Origin of the sequence: Marinifilum sp. D737 (genome assembly GCF_026672275.1) — a bacterium.
In the GTDB taxonomy this organism is placed as follows: Bacteria; Bacteroidota; Bacteroidia; order Bacteroidales; family Marinifilaceae; genus Marinifilum.
On record NZ_JANQCD010000004.1, the window covers coordinates 154,490 to 172,544 of the forward strand.

Consider the following 18,055-nt stretch of genomic DNA (forward strand, 5'->3'; position numbering starts at 1 on the left):
TGACAGCACGTTAAATGCTGTTAACATGAACAAATCGCCAATACCATTCCTCCCTTTTAAGCTGATTATAACCTTCGCTATTTTTTTGCTTGCTGTTAATGCTAAAGCCAGCGAACCGAAAAAAGCTCCACACTTTGATAAAATCAGATTGCAATTAAAATATTATCACCAATTTCAGTTTGCAGGATATTACGCTGCTCTACATAAAGGATTTTACAAAAATGAAGGATTAGATGTAGAACTTTTAGAAGGCGGTACCGTTAACGCAGTGGAAATTGTTTTAAATGGCGATGCAGAATACGGTGTAAGTGCTAATGATATTTTGATTGAACGCATAAACAAAAAACCCATTGTACTACTAGCCTCCATCTTTCAGAGTTCACCATCTATTTTCCTTAGCTTAAAACAATCGGGCATAAACACAGCACATGATCTTATCAACAAACGAATCATGCTTCTTGATGAGTACAGAGACCCCGAACTATTAGCCATTTTTTACACAGAGGGAATCCCTTTAGACAATATAAATCGACTCACAACAACTTATAATATTAATGATTTAATTACCGGTAAAACCGATGTTTTAAATGCCTATTCAACAAACGAACCATACTTCCTGCATGAGCAAGGAATCGCCTATACCATTATCTATCCTCAAAATTATGGAATTGATTTTTACGGTGATGGAATATTTACTACGGAAAAAGAAATTAAAAGTAACCCAAAACGTGTTGATGCATTTATTAGGGCCACCAAAAAGGGTTGGGAATATGCATTAAAAAATCAAGATGAAATTATTGATATACTCATTGATAGCTATGGAGTAAAAAAAAGCAAAAAGCACCTGCAATTTGAAGCAAAGCAAATTCAAAAGTTAATTTTAAATGATTATGTGGAAATTGGTCATATTAATCCGGGCAGACTGGATAACATAGCAAGAATTTGCGCCCAAATGGGCATGGTTTCTACCAATTACGATTTAAGTGGTTTTATTTACAAGCAAGAACAATTTAAAACGCCAAAATGGTTAAAGTGGGCACTAATCATATCAATGATAAGCATATCTATTGCTGTTATCATTTCATTATACCTTTATATTTTTAACAAACAATTAAAAAAAGCTGTTGACAGACAAACTGCTAACATCAGCCTAAAGAATGAGGAATTGATAAAATCTGAAAAACGCTTTAGAGAGGTGATTGAAAACTTGCCTTCGGGAGCAATTCTTGTTGAGGGCGATGTATTGTTTACCAATAAAAAGGCTCATGAAATAACCGAATATACCAACAAAGAAACTCCAGACATTAACTCCTGGTTTACTACCCTTTACAAGAATCATAAAGAGGTAAACCATCAGATTTACATGAATAGCAAATCTGAAAATTTTAAAAATCCAACCATCACCTCCATTACCACAAAATCAGGAAAAATAAAACAAGTTGAATTCCATGCTTATCGTTTCGATGGTAAAGAAATTTGGTTGATGAATGACATTAGTAACAGAATAGAGACAGAACAAGCTTTAATTGCCAGCGAATACAAACTCAGAACCTATATTAACGAATCGCCAAACGGCCTTGTAATATTTGATAAAAATACCAAAGTAAAATTTGCAAACCCTGCTTTTCTAAAACTTCTGGACATCATTGAATCTGAAGAGATTAATTACCATATAAAAGATTTCTTCTCTCCATTACAACTTGTAAAGAATGTTGAGATGATGCAACAACTTTTGGAAACAGGAAAAATTCAAGGTGAAGTAATGATAAGGTCTGTTAAGAACAGGAATTTTCCAGCATTTATTAATGCGGTTAAACTTAACAATGACGAATTCCTGGCATTTCTAATGGATACCTCTCCTCTGAAACAGGCCGAAAACAAACTAAAAGCTGCGCTGGAAAAAGCAGAGGAAAGTGATCGATTGAAATCAGCCTTTTTAGCTAATATGAGTCATGAAATCAGAACCCCTATGAATGGAATATTAGGCTTTAGTCAATTGTTATTAAAAGAAAATCTATCGCAAGACAAGAAGGAACTGTATATTGATATTTTGAATCAAAATGGCAAACAGCTACTGGAAATCATCAACAATATCATAGACATATCATACCTGGAGGTCAATCAATTGAAAGTAATGAAAAGTACTTTTTCGATTGCAAAACTCTTTAGCGACCTTGATACATTATTTAAAATTGAAAAACCAAAATATCACAAAGAAAATCTTGAAATTTCATTTACCTGTAACATTCCAAAAGAATTGGATAAAATCGAGTCTGACCTTGGCAAGATCAAGCAAGTTTTGGTCAATCTAATCAATAATGCACTGAAGTTTACAAAAGAAGGATACATTAAAATTAGCGCTAATTTAAGCGAATCGAAATTATTTTTCGTTGTAGAAGACACTGGAATAGGAATACCTGAAGAAAAGCATGACATCATATTCGAACGCTTTGGACAAATCGAAAATGTATACACCAGGCAGTTTGGAGGTGCCGGGCTAGGCTTGCCAATTTCAAAAGGAATTGTTGAACTTATGGATGGAAAATTGGAACTGGAATCCAACAAAAATAAAGGCTCTAAATTTCAATTCTATATTCCGATACAAGCAAAAGAAATCGAAGAAAATGAAAACAATAATCAACAATTTAGATTTTCCTGGAATGGAAAGGAAATTCTTATTGTGGATGATGTGGACATAAACATTAGCTTTCTGGAGGAATTACTAGATAATACCGGTGCAAATATCACAATAAGTAAAAATGGCAAAGAGGCTGTAAATTTATGCAAATCGGGATATCAGCCAGACTTGATTTTAATGGATATTCAGATGCCTGAAATGAATGGACTGGATGCTACTAAAGAAATCAGAAAATATCTAAAGAAGACACCAATTATTGCACAAACTGCTTATGCTACCGAAAACGATAAGAAATTAGCCATATCAGCAGGTTGCAATGACTTTTTTCCAAAGCCTTTAAATCCAGAACAATTGTTAAACAGAATAGATCAATTCTTATTGGCAAGAATTTAAACCTTTGATTTTGATCTTTGCTTGTGTTTAAAACCTTTACGTTCCATTTTACCCCACTTTCTGTTCCCTCTGGCATATTGAATATTACCTTTAATTGAGAAAAATAAAGATATCGGGTGCAATACAAATGGCTCAAGAAGAGCTGCAATCCACAATCGGAATACATCTCCTTTCTTTTCGTACCTATGGAAAGTCAATTCTTCGTAGAGAATTGCCCAAGTTGTAAAAAACAAGGCAAAAGTGTACACAAACAAGAAGGTAATCAGAATAAAATTCAAGCTTAGATTTCCAGTAAAATATAGAATAATTGCATAGAGGATACCTAGAACTTCGACCAAAGGAGCCAGCCATTCGAACAAAAACCAAAATGGATATCCCAGCATTCCCATAGCTCCATACCTTGGTGAAAAGAAAATTTTTGAATGGTCGGTTAAGGTTTCTATGGTACCTCTGGTCCACCTGCTTCTCTGACGTCCAAAAGTTGAAACATCCGAAGGAGCCTCTGTCCAACACAAAGGATCGGGCACATATTCTATCTTGTATTTCTCTCTTTGCTCAGACATGTATCGACGAATTCGTACCACCAGCTCCATATCCTCACCAATGGTATGAGCATATCCGCCACTTTGCACCACAACATCGCGTTCGAACATTCCCATGGCACCTGAAATAATAATTAAACCATCTAATTTGGCCCAAGCCATTCGCCCCATTAAAAATGATCTGGTATATTCCAAAACCTGCATTCTGGCAAGCAAATTCTTTGGCACAGAAACCTCTGTTATTCTTCCATTTTCAATTACGCACGAATTTGCAATGCGAACAACACCTCCTGCGGCAATCACTCTTCTATCCGTTCTTTCAAGGAATGGTTTAACCAGCTTTAATACTGCATCTGGCTCCAAAATCGAATCAGCATCAATAGCCATAAACAAATCCTTATCAGAAACGTTAATCGCTACATTTAAAGCATCTGCCTTTCCTCCATTCTCTTTGTCAACAACTATTAGATTTGAATAGGTCTCAAGATTCGATTTATAAACTCCTCGGACCTCTTTCGTTTCTATCTCATGATTTACAGCAAAATTAACACGTTCCAACATGAAAGCCTTTTCCAGCTCTTCGAATGTATTGTCCGTACTTCCATCATTAACAACAATTACATCAAAGTTATTGTAATGTATTGTATATATTGATTCGATGTTATCGACAATGGTTTTTGCTTCATTAAAAGCAGGCACCAATACTGAAACCGAAGGGGCAAGAGGAGAATCGAGAATTACACTATAATCCACAAAACTATTCTTCTTCAAATAGTAATTTAAGGCGATACCCGAAACAATACTTAGTGCTGTATAACTAAATATCAATAAGAATGCATAAGATATGAATATCTTATCCAAAAAATAACTAATAAACCTTATTAACTCATCGTAATTCATATTCTAGGATCTAATACGTGGTTGATAATCCCTTTTAATTCTTCATCGGCATTTACAGATAAAACATTTAGCCTGGCAACACCTGTTTCTCCAATTTTGGCAATTGATTTACATGCCTCCATCCTAATCTTAAATTCATCGCTTTTCAGTTTATCTTCCAAAAAATTTATTTCCGAATCCATTTTTAACTGTCCAATGGATTTAAGAATATTTAATTGATTTGGTAATTCTTCCAAATGATACATTTCCTTGAGCTTTGCAATTGCCTCATAACTTTCCAGGTCAATTAATGTTTTAATCACTTTTCCTTTCACAAAGTCATTGTCATGATTTATCAATTCCAAAACCTTTGGTGCTGCTTGCTTTTGTTTTAATACCCTAATCATATCCAGACAGAACATTACCACCGAATCATTCCAATGATCCAGCCACAAATGAAACTCAGGAATTTCAATCCTTTTCTTTCGTATCAAGTCAAACACATTAATTTGCTCCCAAACCGTAAAAGGTTTCTCCTGCGAATCCAAAAATGCAAAAGGAACAAAAGGCAAGAGCTTTATTAATCCCATTTGTGATTCTATTCTCAATACATCATTGTTTTTCTGCTGAAAAGAAATAATTTTCTGATTCTCGGACTTTATTCTCATGTGACTCAATTCACGAATTCCGAAAATCTTTTTGTTCCAGGAATACTTATCCAACTTTCGAATTGATTCCTTATTCAATTTTAAATCTATGTACAGGGCTCTTATCTCATCACTTACAACTTTATTTTCAGCTTTATCAATTGCCATTAAAACATCAATCATTACGTTTCGATGGAAGCGACTTGATTTTAGCTTATCCTTATCACCGATCTCATTGACTTCTTTATTTCCTATTAAGTAAGCTATCACAGCCTGAGAATACCTTACATAAACTTGATTGTATCTTGTCTTTTGATAAGCCAGGTATAATTTTGAGATTATAATTGTTGGCAGTAATATAATCAAGGATACAAAGAAAACCAGTATCATGTATACAATCAAGCGATTCAATGCATTGTAAGGCAATCTTTCAAAAACATAATTGATCACAGTCTGTACCCGATCTATTGTATTACCTAAAAAATCGAAGACAATAAACAAGAGATCCGGAACTGAACTCACCAATTCCTGAAAGTAAAATAAAATAATATGTTGATCCAATAATAACATTTAATCTCTGTTCTTTACTTTAATATTCAACTCTCTCCTTACTGCTTGAATTCTCTTCCTGGAGAAGATCTTTAACCCTGGAATGAATGCTCCCGGATCCAACTCATCTCCCAAATGCATCATCAAATTCTTCTCAAATTCTGCATTGCTATACATCTTTATTGTATCCTGATAAACATGCTTTCTTAGCCTAATGGCAAGCCTATTAATTTTATACTCTAAATAATCAGCAGTAAACTTTTCATTCAGTAACTCCTTTATGTAGTTTGTATAAAAGTCACGGTATTTTTTAATCCCAAAAACAGTTTTCATCAAGGTATTTTCATACCTGTCATTCCTATAATAAACACTTAAATTTTCCGCCTCATGCATCGTAAACTTTGAACTAAATGCACAAAATGCATAATTGCCATCATAAGGAATCCACTTAAACTGGTGATCTAAAGTACTTTTATACAAATAGTAATTATGTCGATGCAACAAATTCATAGCATCAACATTCATAAACAAGTTGGTGATTGCAAATACTTTTAAGCACTCATATACATCAAAAACCTCTTCTATATATTTTAAAGCATCCTGATCCATTTTAACACAGCCATCGAGCGTTTTAATAAAATCCATCAATACCTGATAGTCTTTTCTATCATCTGACTTTATCTTATAAGATCGTTCGTAGTCCAACTGATTATCGCCTATATAAAGCAAACTTGCATTGGGCTCTCCTTTAAAAAATGCCCCAGACTTGTTACCAAAATTTCTTTTTACAAAACCTTTATTGATTTCTTCAACCAACACATACAAACCAAACAACTCATCATTTACATATACATTTGCGTAAGTCGATCTTGGAACAGGCAATCCCTCCGATCTCATAAAATCGAGGTATAATTTTTCTCTCATAAAAGTGGGATCCTTAAAAGCATTATTCAGATTAATGGTTTTTAAGCCATCCAGCTTTTGCTTTTTAATGTACTTCCCAAAATTTATTTTCAAAGATTTCTTCCTTCCCGGATAGAAATCATAGGACGACTCTCCCTTTATTCTTACTCCACAAGCATAAAGTTTCTTTCCATTCACCTCTACATTTCCCTGCAAATACCTATTCAGATTTAAAGAGTCGCGAGTTTCTTTATGATTTACCAGGGAATCCCATGCAGAACATTGCAAAAAGTTAATTCTTATCTCATGAACTTTTTCACCGCCAAATATCTCATCTCCAGCCACAACTTTATCCTTGTCCTGATTATTTGAACCAAATAAAGCAGAGCTTACAACAACACAGCACAACAATATGAGTAAAGACTTCATCATTTGCATTTACAATTGATATGACAATTTCACTGAGAAAGTAAGAATACGTCGTTTTTCACTCACTTCATACTCCTCTCTTTCATAACCAGCACGCAACAAATAGGTTAACCTCTTATCAATTAACTGATCTTGATAGGCCAATCGAACTTTCCAGCTATCATATTTATAGGTATCAAAATTCGACACATTTCCTCTTGCTTCATCCGGAGATGTTCCCGTTCCCAACTCCAATCCAATATATTGCTTGGCATCTCGTAAGTATCTCCTGGTAATAAAGAACACTGATCTTGAAACATCACTATCCTTTGGAGTAAAATATCCTCGCAATGAAAACCAATAATTTCGGTAATACTTTCCAATGGAACCTGTGTAGATGTACACATTTTTGTAGCCATCGCTTCCATCAAATCTTAAGAAACGAACGCCTGCTGATGCTTCAAACTTCGCAGGTAATTTTTGATAAAACTCAGCTCCAGCTCTATGTTCAGGAAATAAATTATCGGGAGAGTATCCATAGTTCAGGTACATATAGCTGCTTGCTGAAATACGTGGATAAGCATCAATTTCAAACTGCTTTGAAATTTCATTCGACCACAAACCTTCTCCCTCCTTTACCAAATCGCCAACATTTACTTTCCCTATAAGGCTTCCCCAGGCGTTTCTTCTTGAAACCTGAAACGAACTCACATGCCATCTTCTCACATAAGGTTTCTGAAAATGTTCAAAATCATGCTTAACCGTTAAGGCATACTTTCTGCTTGCTGATTTATAAGCCTTAAAAAGTTTGATTCCCTCTTCATTACCAGGATTGATTTCCAACAGCTCATTTATGGTTTGTAAAGATTTGGCATCCAAACCCATTTCTTGCTGAATTTTAATTTTTTTGATTAAGAAACCTTCCTCTCTGGGATAAAAAGATTGTCCGTATTCACAATAAAACAATGCCTTTGACAGATCTCCAGACCACTTTTCCAAATCAATAAAAGCAGATATTGCATCTTTATTATCGTAATCTTTATCTAAGGCCAATTGCAATTCCTTTCTTGCTTCATCATATCTTTTATCCCATGCAAATGTTCTTCCAATTAGAATTCTGGCATCATGAAAATTTGGCTGTTTTCTTAGTATCTCATAACAAAGTTTTCGGGCCTCTTCTCTATTGCCATCAAATGCAAGTCCTTGCGCTTCCTTAAATTCTTCTGAAAAATTCTTTGACTTAAGCGTATCAATTTCCTGTGCGTTCAAATTCACTGAACACACCAATGCATAAGAAATCACCAATGAGAGAGATAAAAGTTTAATCATATTTAATTTATTCAGTTATATCCTATAAGAATTTCAATCCAAATATTTCTTTTTGCGTTCCTGCCTCGCACTAATACTATCCATTACCGTCGACATAAATGGTCGATAATATTTCCAAAAAAACATTTTCCTGTCTTTAACTTGGTGAGGGCTGTAAAAAGCTCCACTCATATTTTCAATTCCACGGAAATAGGAGGAATAAATGCCCATTTTGTTATCTGAAAAATCACAAGCGAAGTAAAGGAATCTATAATCCTCATCATGCTCGATAATAGCAGGAAATTTATTAGGTACTTTTAATGAATCTAACAAATGCTTCCCTTTTTCATTCACATCAATCTCAAAATTTGCCAGCACATGGTTTCGTTCATCCGTTTCATTAATCTCGAACCAATACGGATAATAAACTTTCTCTGGCACATTGTATTCCAATTGTGTACTCAGGGATGATTTTAGAATTGGAAATTTATCGTTTAAATATTCACCCTGTTCCAGAATAATGATCTGCTCCTTGTTATTTACCAAAACAATTCCACCTTTTCGGAATTGATATTCTGAATTATAGTTTTTACGATACAAATCTGGCACCCACTTTGGTATTTCCGGATCCATCAAGGTATCCAAAGTTTGATAATACTTTCCAACCCAACCGCTCCATTTTACACCTAAAAGCTGTTCCGTTTGCTTTCTAATCACCGAAGATGTAGGAGATGCAAACAGGTTAAATTCGGCAATTATGGTTTTCCCCTTTCTTTTTAATTCCCGAAGCAGGTTAAATTCCTCGGCCTGCAGTCCTCCGTAAAAAAGTGAGATGGTATCTTTGCCATAATCCGGATGATCTTTCCAATTGGAATTGTAAATACCATATGTATCAGCAAAAAAAACAACATCTAATGAATCAGCTAGCTTTGCGCTATTTTCCTTCCCATATACTTTTAAATCCTTTATTACATACTCGCCTTTTTCATCTGGATGAAAACCAAGAAAATCTTTCGCATAATCATACTCCTCTCCGCCAGGCTTAACCCATTTACTTTGGTTAGCTACCCAGAAAAAAGACAAATGCTCCGAGAAATTCTTTTCCGGAGTTGTTTTATCAATTACAAGTAAACTTATTGGTATCTCTTTTTCAGTTTTCCATACAATCCACGAAATCACTGGAATAATTAAAATGAGAAAAATCAATACCCGAACTAGCTTCCACATTCGATTTTTACTTTAAAATTACTTATTATTCACCCTTATAACGGAAAGTACGATGAATAAGTTATACTTTTTTGATAAGTATTTTTATTTAATCCATATAATGCCTATTTTCCTATTTAATTCACCAGTGTGTTTTTTAAATAACACTTTTTTTTATTTGAACTGTTTTTTTTGATTTATTAAATAAATTTAATCATCCATGAATAAGATTTTATTGATTTTCGTTCTGGTAGTTTTTTTCAGTACAAATTCGTTTGTAAATTGTAGCGCAAAGAATAAGCTATCGCAATCCTCAAACCTTAAAATGAATCAAAACAACAAATTAGCTGTAGTTTGGACAAGTGCTGATAAAGAAGTTGCTGAAAAAATGGTTTTCATGTATGCCTATAATTCAGCAAAATTCGGATGGTGGGACGAAATAAATTTTATAATTTGGGGACCATCATCAAAACTTCTGAGCGAAGACACAGATCTGCAAGATTACATCAGGAAAATGAAAGAAGCAGGAATAAAGGTGTATGCTTGCAAGGCTTGTGCTGACATGTATAAAGTTTCGGATAAGCTCTCGGAAATTGGAATTGAGGTAAAATACATGGGGAAACCATTAAGCCAATATTTACAGGCAGACTATAAAGTGATTACATTCTAAATCGTATTAAAATGCTAAACAAATCTGTATTTGATTTTCTATTTGAACTTAGAGAGAATAACAATAGAGAATGGTTTCATGCCAACAAAAAAAAGTATGAAGCTGCAAAAAAGGATTTTCAACTTTTCGTTGAATTGAGCATAGAACAAATCAAAACTTTTGATCCAAGTGTTTCTGGTTTAAATGCAAAAGATTGTCTTTTTAGAATATTCAGAGATGTTCGCTTTTCAGAAGACAAAAGGCCTTACAAAACGAACTTTGGAGCTTTTATCGCCAGGAATGGAAGAAAAAGTCGCTATGGTGGCTATTACATACATATCGAGCCTGAACAATGTTTCCTGGGTGGAGGATGCTATATGCCTGCCTCGAATGTTCTAAAAGCCATTCGAACAGAAATCTTTCATCATCCTGAAGAATTTAAAGGAATTATTGAGAATACTGAATTTCAAAAACACTTTCCGGAATTGTACGGAGAAAAACTAAAAACAGCTCCAAGAGGATTTCCAAAAGACTTTACACATATCGACTTGCTTAATTACAAGCACTATGCTGTTGCCAAAATGATTGATGATCCAATCGTCAATTCTGATCATTTTGTAAGAGAAATAGATAATGCCTTCAAAGCATTGTATCCGCTAAATCGATTCTTAAACGAAATCGTTCAGGATTTGTAAAACAAAACTCACCAAATATCGTTTCAATTATCGAACGACCTTTTCTTTATAGATTAACAAAGAATAACATCTTTTAATAGAAAACATTTTTTTATTTGCTCATTCATAACTTATTTAGCTGCAGAATTAAGCAATAAATGCATAATAGTAAAAACCACATATTAAAAGTTGAAGAGTTTGTTACAGATTTACTGTGTAACTTGCCCGAAAACCTATGCTACCACAACCTAAAACATACCAAGGAGGTTGTAGGGGCATGTAAAGAGATCGCTAAAAATTCAGGTCTTTCGACAAGCGACACGGAAATTGTAATTATTGCAGCATGGTTTCACGATGCCGGTCATGCTGTTACTTACTTTGGACACGAAAAGGCCGGAACTAAAATTGCAAAAGAGTTCTTAAGTAAATTACATTATCCTGCCTCCAAAATTCATAAGGTTATCAACTGCATATTAGCTACGCACTATCCTCCTCAACCTAAAAATGAGCTGGAAAAAATTCTTTGCGATGCAGACATGTACCACCTCAGCCTGGATGATTATGAATCCAGAAGTTTTTCGTTAAGAAAAGAACTGGAAACTGTGACTTCAACAGAAATACCAACACAATATTGGTGCGATAAGAATCTTGAGTTCCTAAAAGATCATTGCTACTTCACCACCTATGGCAAAAAGGTACTTCAATTCCTAAAAGAAAAAAACCTTAAGAAATACTTCTTATCTCACTGTAAGTGCAAATAACGTGAGTTCGATGTAAAATTCGACCAATTTCATAACCATGGAATTAAATCATGATTGGTTACTTGGCATTTATTGTGAGTTATTAATCATTACAGGTAAAGCATACAAACTAAACAGTACAATATACACGACTATTAAACTCTTCAGCCCTTTCTGTTCGAAACAATTGCATCTTACTGAATTACAAATAGAAATACAGTACACACCAACACAATTCCAATATACTTTCTAATTAACTGAAATCAATCAGATTAATCTATATTCATTCTTAATTTTTAGTTTACTATATTATCCGAATTGTAAACTAAACCAATTTATCTATGAAAAACTTTACGATTCTTAGAACTATCGTTCTGGGATTAATAATTCTTTTTATTAGTAATGTAAGCTATGCAGCTAAGGCTCCTATTAAATTCGGAAAGGTAAGTATTGATGAGCTAAAAATGCAGACCTATGAAAAAGACAGCACAGCCGTTGCTGTTTACTTGTGTGATTATGGAGTAAGTGAAATTCCATATGTGTCGAGCACCGATGGTTTCCAATACAGCTCCACCAGAATCATCAGAATAAAAATATTAAAAGATGAAGGTCTGGATTACGCTGATCTTGAGTTTTCGTTTGATAAAACCCGATCGAATGTAGGAACAGTTAAGGCATGTACTTACAATTTGGAAAATGGAAAAATTGTAAAAACAAAAGTTAGCGCCAAAGATAGAATTCTTGAGAAATCTTCTGACGATGTTTACACCTATAAATTGGCTTGTGAGAATGTTAAGCCAGGTTCTGTGGTTGAATTCATGTATCAAATAACATCTGATATTCCCTGGAATATCGGTCCCTGGTATTTTCAAAGAAGTGTTCCAACCATTTGGAGTGAGTTTAGAGTTAATCTACCCGAATACTTTGACTACAAAAAAAATGCAAAAGGATATTTAAGTTTTGATATTAACGAGCACAATTATGGGAATGGAACTTTTAAGAGTGGTAAAGCTTTTTCCATAGACCAATATCGATTCGTCATTAAAGATGTGCCTGCTTTCAAAAAAGAACCTTATACAACTTCCAGAAAAAATTACATGTCGGCTATTGAATTTGAAATTGCCGGAACTAAAAACAGTTACGGTGTTTACAAGAATTTAACTGGCAACTGGGATAAGATCAATAAATCACTAATGGAAAGTGAACGTTTTGGTCAACAGTTAAAAACAGGTGGTTTTTTGAAAGATGTGGTTGCTGAAATCAACAGTAAAACAGAATCGGATGAAGAAAAAATTCTGGCTGCATTCAATTACATTAAATCCAATATGAAATGGGACGATTACTATGGTAAATATACTACTTCCTCTTTACGCTCTGCATTTAAAGAGAAAAAAGGGAATGTTGCTGATATCAATTTAATGTTAGTAGTTCTGCTAAATAAATTAGGTATTAAGACTGATCCTGTAATTCTAAGCACAAGAGGTAATGGTTTACTGAGTTTATTCTCTCCTAGTCAATCCAAGTTTAACTATGTAATCGCAAGTTGTAAAGTTGGGGAAAATAGAATTTATCTGGATGCTACCGATGCCAACTGCCCATGTAATCTTCTTCCTGAGCGTTGTATCAATGATAAAGGAAGACTGATTAGTAGCCAGGGATCTTACTTTGTAGATATCAAGTCAAGTAGTATTTCAAAATCAGCAACCATTGTAAAACTAAAACTTGATGAAGATGGTTTTGTTTCCGGTAATCTGGATTTATCGCTAAATGGATTTACTGCTTTACAATTTAGAGATGCCATTCAGGATAAAAGTGAAGAAGAGCTGCGTGAAACCATGGATGAAGCGTATAAGTTAATAGATGTAGAAAGTGTTGAAGTTAAAAATCTTAAAGAGGTTGAAAAAAATGTTATTTCAAAAATGGAAGTTGAAATGACCGAAGAAGTTGAAAGCGTAAACGATCTTATTTATTTCAACCCATTTATCGTGAATAAAATTGAGGAGAATCCTTTTACCCTGGAAGAAAGAAAATATCCTGTTGATTTCACATATCCTATCGACAGAACTTATATGCTCGAACTTACCGTTCCTGATGGATATACTCTAGAGAGCAAACCTGCTCCTGCAAGAATCAATCTTCCTGAAAAATCAGGTCAATTTATGTATTCGGCAAGTCAGAATGGGAATAAAATTATGGTGGTTAGCAGATTTAAAATTAACAAACGAACCTTCTTGTTTAATGAATATCCTAACCTAAAAGAATTTTACAACCTGATTGTAGCCAAGCATGCAGAAATGTTGGTTCTTAAACGAATGTAGCATTCTCTTTAATAATTACAATTGCTGAATTATTAATAAAGTAATGAACAGCAGAGCAAAGAATTCATGAAGTGTCGTATTTCTGCGATCTGTTTTTAAAGAGACCGATTCGCAGTAGGTTTAATTCTTTGAATGAACTTGACCATTGATCTTTGCTTGCCGTTCATTGTTAATTTATGATATTTTTAAAATCTTAATCCATACTATGAAATTTCGATACATTTATTTGTTGCTCCTGACATTTCTATGTACAAATCAACTATCCGCAAAAAAAACTCCTGTTTTCCCTGTAAGTGAAATACCAGAAGAACTAAAAGAAAATGCAGATGCCGTAATCAGACTTGATGAGACGATTGTTGAAATCAATTCGATCTATAATTTAAAATACTCCTATAACAGAGCCATAACCATTCTAAATGAGTCTGGCGATGAATATGCTGAGGTGCTTGCCTCCTATGACAAATCGATGCCTTTAAGCAATTTGCAGATTGCTTTGTACGATGGAGATGGAATGCTAATTGAGAAGGTAAAATCCTCCGAAATTAATGACTATAGTGCTTCTGGTGAATCGATGTTTTCAGATAACAGGGTAAAACAATATGAAACCGTTCAAAAGAATTATCCTTACACCATTGTATACTCATACAATCAAAGCTTAAACGAATACACAAGCATTGCTGGTTGGTACCCTTACGATGGTTACAGATGCGCTGTACAAGCAAGTACATATACAGTAATAAGCAGTGATCCATCTTGTTTCAAACACAAATTATACGGTCCGGTAATAGAACCCGAAGAAACCAATGTCAAAGGCAAAACATCAATTTGCTGGAAAGTAAATAATCTAAAAGCATACAAATATGAACCCTATTCTTCGCCTTACTCAATGCGAGGACCATTGTTAATTTGTGCTCCTACAAAATTTCAGTACGATAAAATTGCTGGGAATACAAGCTCATGGAACGAATTGGCAAAATGGTTCTCTAAACTAAATCATGGTAGAGATGTTTTGGATGAAAATACCATTGCTGAAGTAAAAGAAATGGTAAAAGATTGCAAGACGGATTTTGAGAAGGTGAAAACCCTTTATGAATACTTACAAAACAAAACCCGCTATGTTAGTATTCAGGTTGGTATTGGTAGTCAACAACCATTTCCTGCACAAGATGTTCAGGATAAATCATATGGCGATTGTAAGGCTTTATCGAATTACATGAAGACCCTTCTTAAGGTAGTTGATATTCCATCCTACTACACCATTATCACATCAGCAAACAAACGACGCGATCTTGACACGACTTTCGTTAAAAACTTTGGAAACCACATCATACTAATGGTTCCTCTGCAAAAGGATACCGTTTGGCTGGAATGTACCAATAAATTTAGTCCGTGTGGATTTTTAAGTTCGAGTACGGATGACAGAACAGTACTTGCCATTAATGAAAATGGTGGACACTTGGTTCGAACGCCAGTTTACAAAATGGAAGATAATACCCAAAATAAAAGTGGGGAAATTATTATTAATGCCGATGGTACCGCTAGTGCAAACATTACAGAAGAGTGCCGAGGTTTGCAATATTCATACCTGGCCGGACTTTCTCACCTAAGTCCCGAAGATCAGAAAAAGAAAATCTATAGTGATTTGGAGCTTCCTGATTTTAGAATCAAGAATCATGAAGTATCGAAAGAATTAACTCGAATTCCCAGTTCGGTTTTAAAACTTGAATTGGACATTAGAAACTATGCTTCCAAATCGGGTGATCGCTTATTTATTCCGCTTAATTTGATCAACAGAACCAATAAAGCACCTAAAAAAGTTAGGAATCGTAAAACAGGAATCTACTATAAGCGTGAATATTGCGATACCGATAGCATACAATTCACCCTTCCGGATGGTTATGAAATGGAAAGTATTCCTGAAAAGAAAGTAATTGAATCGGATTTTGGCAACTACTATAGCGAAGTCAAACAAGATGGCAAGAAAGTAACTTACATCCGTAAAGTGGAATACAAAAAGTTTGATTTGCCTGCAGAACGATACGATGACTTAAGAAATTACAAAAAAACAGTAGTTCGAGCTGATAAGGCGAAGTTGGTTTTGAAGAAGATTTAAACGTAGAACAGTGAAATAGTAGAATAGTAGAATAGTAGAATAGTAGAATAGTAGAATAGTAGAAAGGTAAATTTTATAGATAAATATGGCAAATGTTAATCGATTTGAGGACTTGATAATCTGGCAGGAATCCAGGTTTTTTGTAAAATTAATCTACACTTCTTTCGATTCACAAAAAGATTATGGATTCAAGGATCAAATTCAGCGAGCTTCCGTTTCTGTGATGAACAATATAGCTGAAGGATTTGAACGATTTTCAAATAAAGAATTTGTTCAATTCCTTCGGATTGCTAAATCGTCTTGTGCTGAAGTAAGAAGTATGTTATACGTAGCAGAAGATCTGAATTATATCAGTCAAGACGAAGCAAAAGATCTAAGAGCAACAAGCATGAAAATCTCAGGGAGTATACAAAACCTGATTAAGAAACTTCAACAAAGGCCTTAACTATTCAACCTTTCTACTATTCTACTATTCTACTATTCTACCTTTTTACTTTCTTACCTTAATACTCCGGAAGCAGGAATGAAACACAAACTCCACCCTCATCCAGGTTTTCAACATCTACTTTGGCCTTGTGCAAATCCATAACCAATTTAACGGCTACCAAGCCTGGTGAAAATCTTTTAAATTCTTCGGTACGTTCGTTTTTCTCCAAATCGAAGAATCGGAAGGTATAATTCACCTCTCCTGCAGCAAAATGTGTTCCTGCATCTTTTACAAATACCTTAATTTTTTGGCCCATCAATTCGGCTCCTACATATACTTCGGAACGCGATGGTGTATTGGTAATTGCATTCTCAATAATTTTCTCCATGCAAACCAATAACAAACGCTCATCACCGCGAATGATGTAGTTTTTAGGAATATCAATCTTCAATTTGATCTTGCGTTCGGTAATCAGGCCTTTCAGTTTATCGGCACTGGTTTTTACGATTTCATGTACCGGTAATCCTTGCACTTTCATTTCATAACGTTCGAATCGTAGGGCCGAAAGTAGTAAGGCAATATCCGAAACGCCAATCAACTTTTCTACGGCTTGCTTGATAAAGCGAACATATTTTAAGTTGGTTTTGTTCTTGATGGAAAACTCCAACATATCCGCAAATCCAACAATCCCATTTAATGGTTCACGCAATTCTGTTGACATTAAAGAAAGGAAATCATTCTTGGCATCTTCCAATTTTGCCAACTGAAGGTTTGCCTCTTTTAATTCACCATTGGCCTCTTGCAACTCCATGGTACGAGCAGCTACACGCTCTTCCAATTGCAAATTCATGAACTTTAAAGATTCATTTTTATGCTTCAATTCGAGATGTGTGTTTACACGTGCAATCAACTCCTGAGGATTAAATGGCTTTGTGACATAATCCTGCGCTCCCGTTTCAAATCCTTTTACAATGTCCTCGCTATCTACCTTAGCAGTAAGGTAAATGATTGGAATATCTTTGGTTTTATCTTTTGATTTAAGATACTTGCAAACTTCATATCCATCCATTTCGGGCATCATGATATCCAGCAGTATCAAATCAAAACTATCCGCTACACAAAGCATTAAAGCATCTTTACCATTCAGTGCATATTGAATTTCATAAGAAGAATCAGAAAGAATTGCTTGTAAAACTTTTATGTTTTCAGGGATGTCATCAACGATAAGAATACGATGTTTCTTCATTGTTAAATTTTATTTGAAGGGGTTTAAGTTGTAATAATTGAGTTGATTAAGAATAAGAACTTAAGGGGGCCTACCTTAATCAAAGCATAAATATAACATATTAATTTAAAGATTTGATAATAAAAAGGCAAAAAGTAGAATGGTAGAAAGGTAGAATGGTAGAAAAGTAGAATGGTAGAAAGGTAGAATGGTAGAAAAGTAGAAAAGTAGAAAGGTAGAATAGTAGAAAGGTAGAATAGTAGAATGGTAGAATGGTAGAATGGTAGAATGGTAGAAAAGTAAAATAATGGAATGGAGGAAAGGATGGAATATGATTTCAGAAAATTACGAATGACGAATTGCGAATTACGACTAAACACATTGCGCCCGACTTGGCTTTAGCAAACTTGGCAATAACAAATTGTACCACGAAGGA

13 protein-coding genes are annotated in these 18,055 nt (G+C 34.4%); 7 read left to right on the forward strand and 6 right to left on the reverse strand.

Annotation, left to right across the window (positions count from 1 at the left end; all coding sequences use genetic code 11):
• The first annotated feature begins 25 nt into the window (after positions 1–25).
• Positions 26–3,031 (forward strand): ABC transporter substrate-binding protein, encoded by a 3,006-nt coding sequence (locus NQ163_RS04795; RefSeq protein WP_268189140.1) that lies wholly within the window; start codon positions 26–28, stop codon positions 3,029–3,031.
• On the opposite strand, the gene NQ163_RS04800 is transcribed toward NQ163_RS04795, so the two are convergent.
• From NQ163_RS04800 to NQ163_RS04820, 5 genes are read right to left on the reverse strand one after another with little or no spacing between them, the layout of a single operon-like run.
• On the reverse strand, positions 3,028–4,473 hold the full coding sequence (locus tag NQ163_RS04800) for a glycosyltransferase family 2 protein (protein WP_268189141.1): 1,446 nt from the start codon (positions 4,471–4,473) through the stop codon (positions 3,028–3,030). The two genes, NQ163_RS04795 and NQ163_RS04800, sit on opposite strands and share 4 nt — an antisense overlap.
• Complete coding sequence (locus NQ163_RS04805) at positions 4,470–5,669, reverse strand: HEAT repeat domain-containing protein (protein WP_268189142.1); 1,200 nt, start codon at positions 5,667–5,669, stop codon at positions 4,470–4,472. The genes NQ163_RS04800 and NQ163_RS04805 overlap by 4 nt, the downstream gene beginning before the upstream one ends.
• Positions 5,670–6,983 (reverse strand): CotH kinase family protein, encoded by a 1,314-nt coding sequence (locus NQ163_RS04810; RefSeq protein WP_268189143.1) that lies wholly within the window; start codon positions 6,981–6,983, stop codon positions 5,670–5,672.
• A gap of 6 nt (positions 6,984–6,989) precedes the next feature.
• Positions 6,990–8,288, reverse strand: a complete 1,299-nt coding sequence (locus NQ163_RS04815) for a YaiO family outer membrane beta-barrel protein (RefSeq protein WP_268189144.1) — start codon at positions 8,286–8,288, stop codon at positions 6,990–6,992.
• 33 nt (positions 8,289–8,321) lie between these two features.
• Entirely contained in the window at positions 8,322–9,494 is a 1,173-nt protein-coding gene (locus NQ163_RS04820) for a hypothetical protein (RefSeq protein WP_268189145.1), read from the reverse strand.
• A gap of 199 nt (positions 9,495–9,693) precedes the next feature.
• Here NQ163_RS04820 and NQ163_RS04825 point away from each other — a divergent pair, with 199 nt between their 5' ends.
• The 6 genes from NQ163_RS04825 (at position 9,694) to NQ163_RS04850 (ending at position 16,412) form a co-directional block, all read left to right on the forward strand.
• Positions 9,694–10,143: a DsrE family protein gene (locus tag NQ163_RS04825; RefSeq protein WP_268189146.1), complete on the forward strand. Its 450-nt coding sequence runs from the start codon at positions 9,694–9,696 to the stop codon at positions 10,141–10,143.
• A gap of 11 nt (positions 10,144–10,154) precedes the next feature.
• Entirely contained in the window at positions 10,155–10,817 is a 663-nt protein-coding gene (locus tag NQ163_RS04830) for a DUF2461 domain-containing protein (RefSeq protein WP_268189147.1), read from the forward strand.
• A 137-nt stretch (positions 10,818–10,954) separates the two neighbouring features.
• Positions 10,955–11,557 carry an HD domain-containing protein gene (locus NQ163_RS04835; protein ID WP_268189148.1) on the forward strand — a complete coding sequence of 201 codons (603 nt, stop codon included), beginning with the start codon at positions 10,955–10,957 and terminating at the stop codon, positions 11,555–11,557.
• Positions 11,558–11,877: 320 nt separating this feature from the next.
• Positions 11,878–13,854, forward strand: coding sequence for a DUF3857 domain-containing protein (locus NQ163_RS04840; RefSeq protein ID WP_268189149.1), 1,977 nt, complete (start codon positions 11,878–11,880; stop codon positions 13,852–13,854).
• A 205-nt stretch (positions 13,855–14,059) separates the two neighbouring features.
• Positions 14,060–15,967, forward strand: coding sequence for a DUF3857 domain-containing protein (locus NQ163_RS04845; protein ID WP_268189150.1), 1,908 nt, complete (start codon positions 14,060–14,062; stop codon positions 15,965–15,967).
• Positions 15,968–16,052: 85 nt separating this feature from the next.
• A complete protein-coding gene (locus NQ163_RS04850; protein WP_268189151.1) occupies positions 16,053–16,412 on the forward strand; it encodes a four helix bundle protein in 360 nt (119 codons plus the stop codon).
• A 58-nt stretch (positions 16,413–16,470) separates the two neighbouring features.
• Here NQ163_RS04850 and NQ163_RS04855 read toward each other — a convergent pair whose 3' ends face one another.
• Entirely contained in the window at positions 16,471–17,640 is a 1,170-nt protein-coding gene (locus NQ163_RS04855; RefSeq protein ID WP_268189152.1) for a hybrid sensor histidine kinase/response regulator, read from the reverse strand.
• Positions 17,641–18,055: the final 415 nt, after the last annotated feature.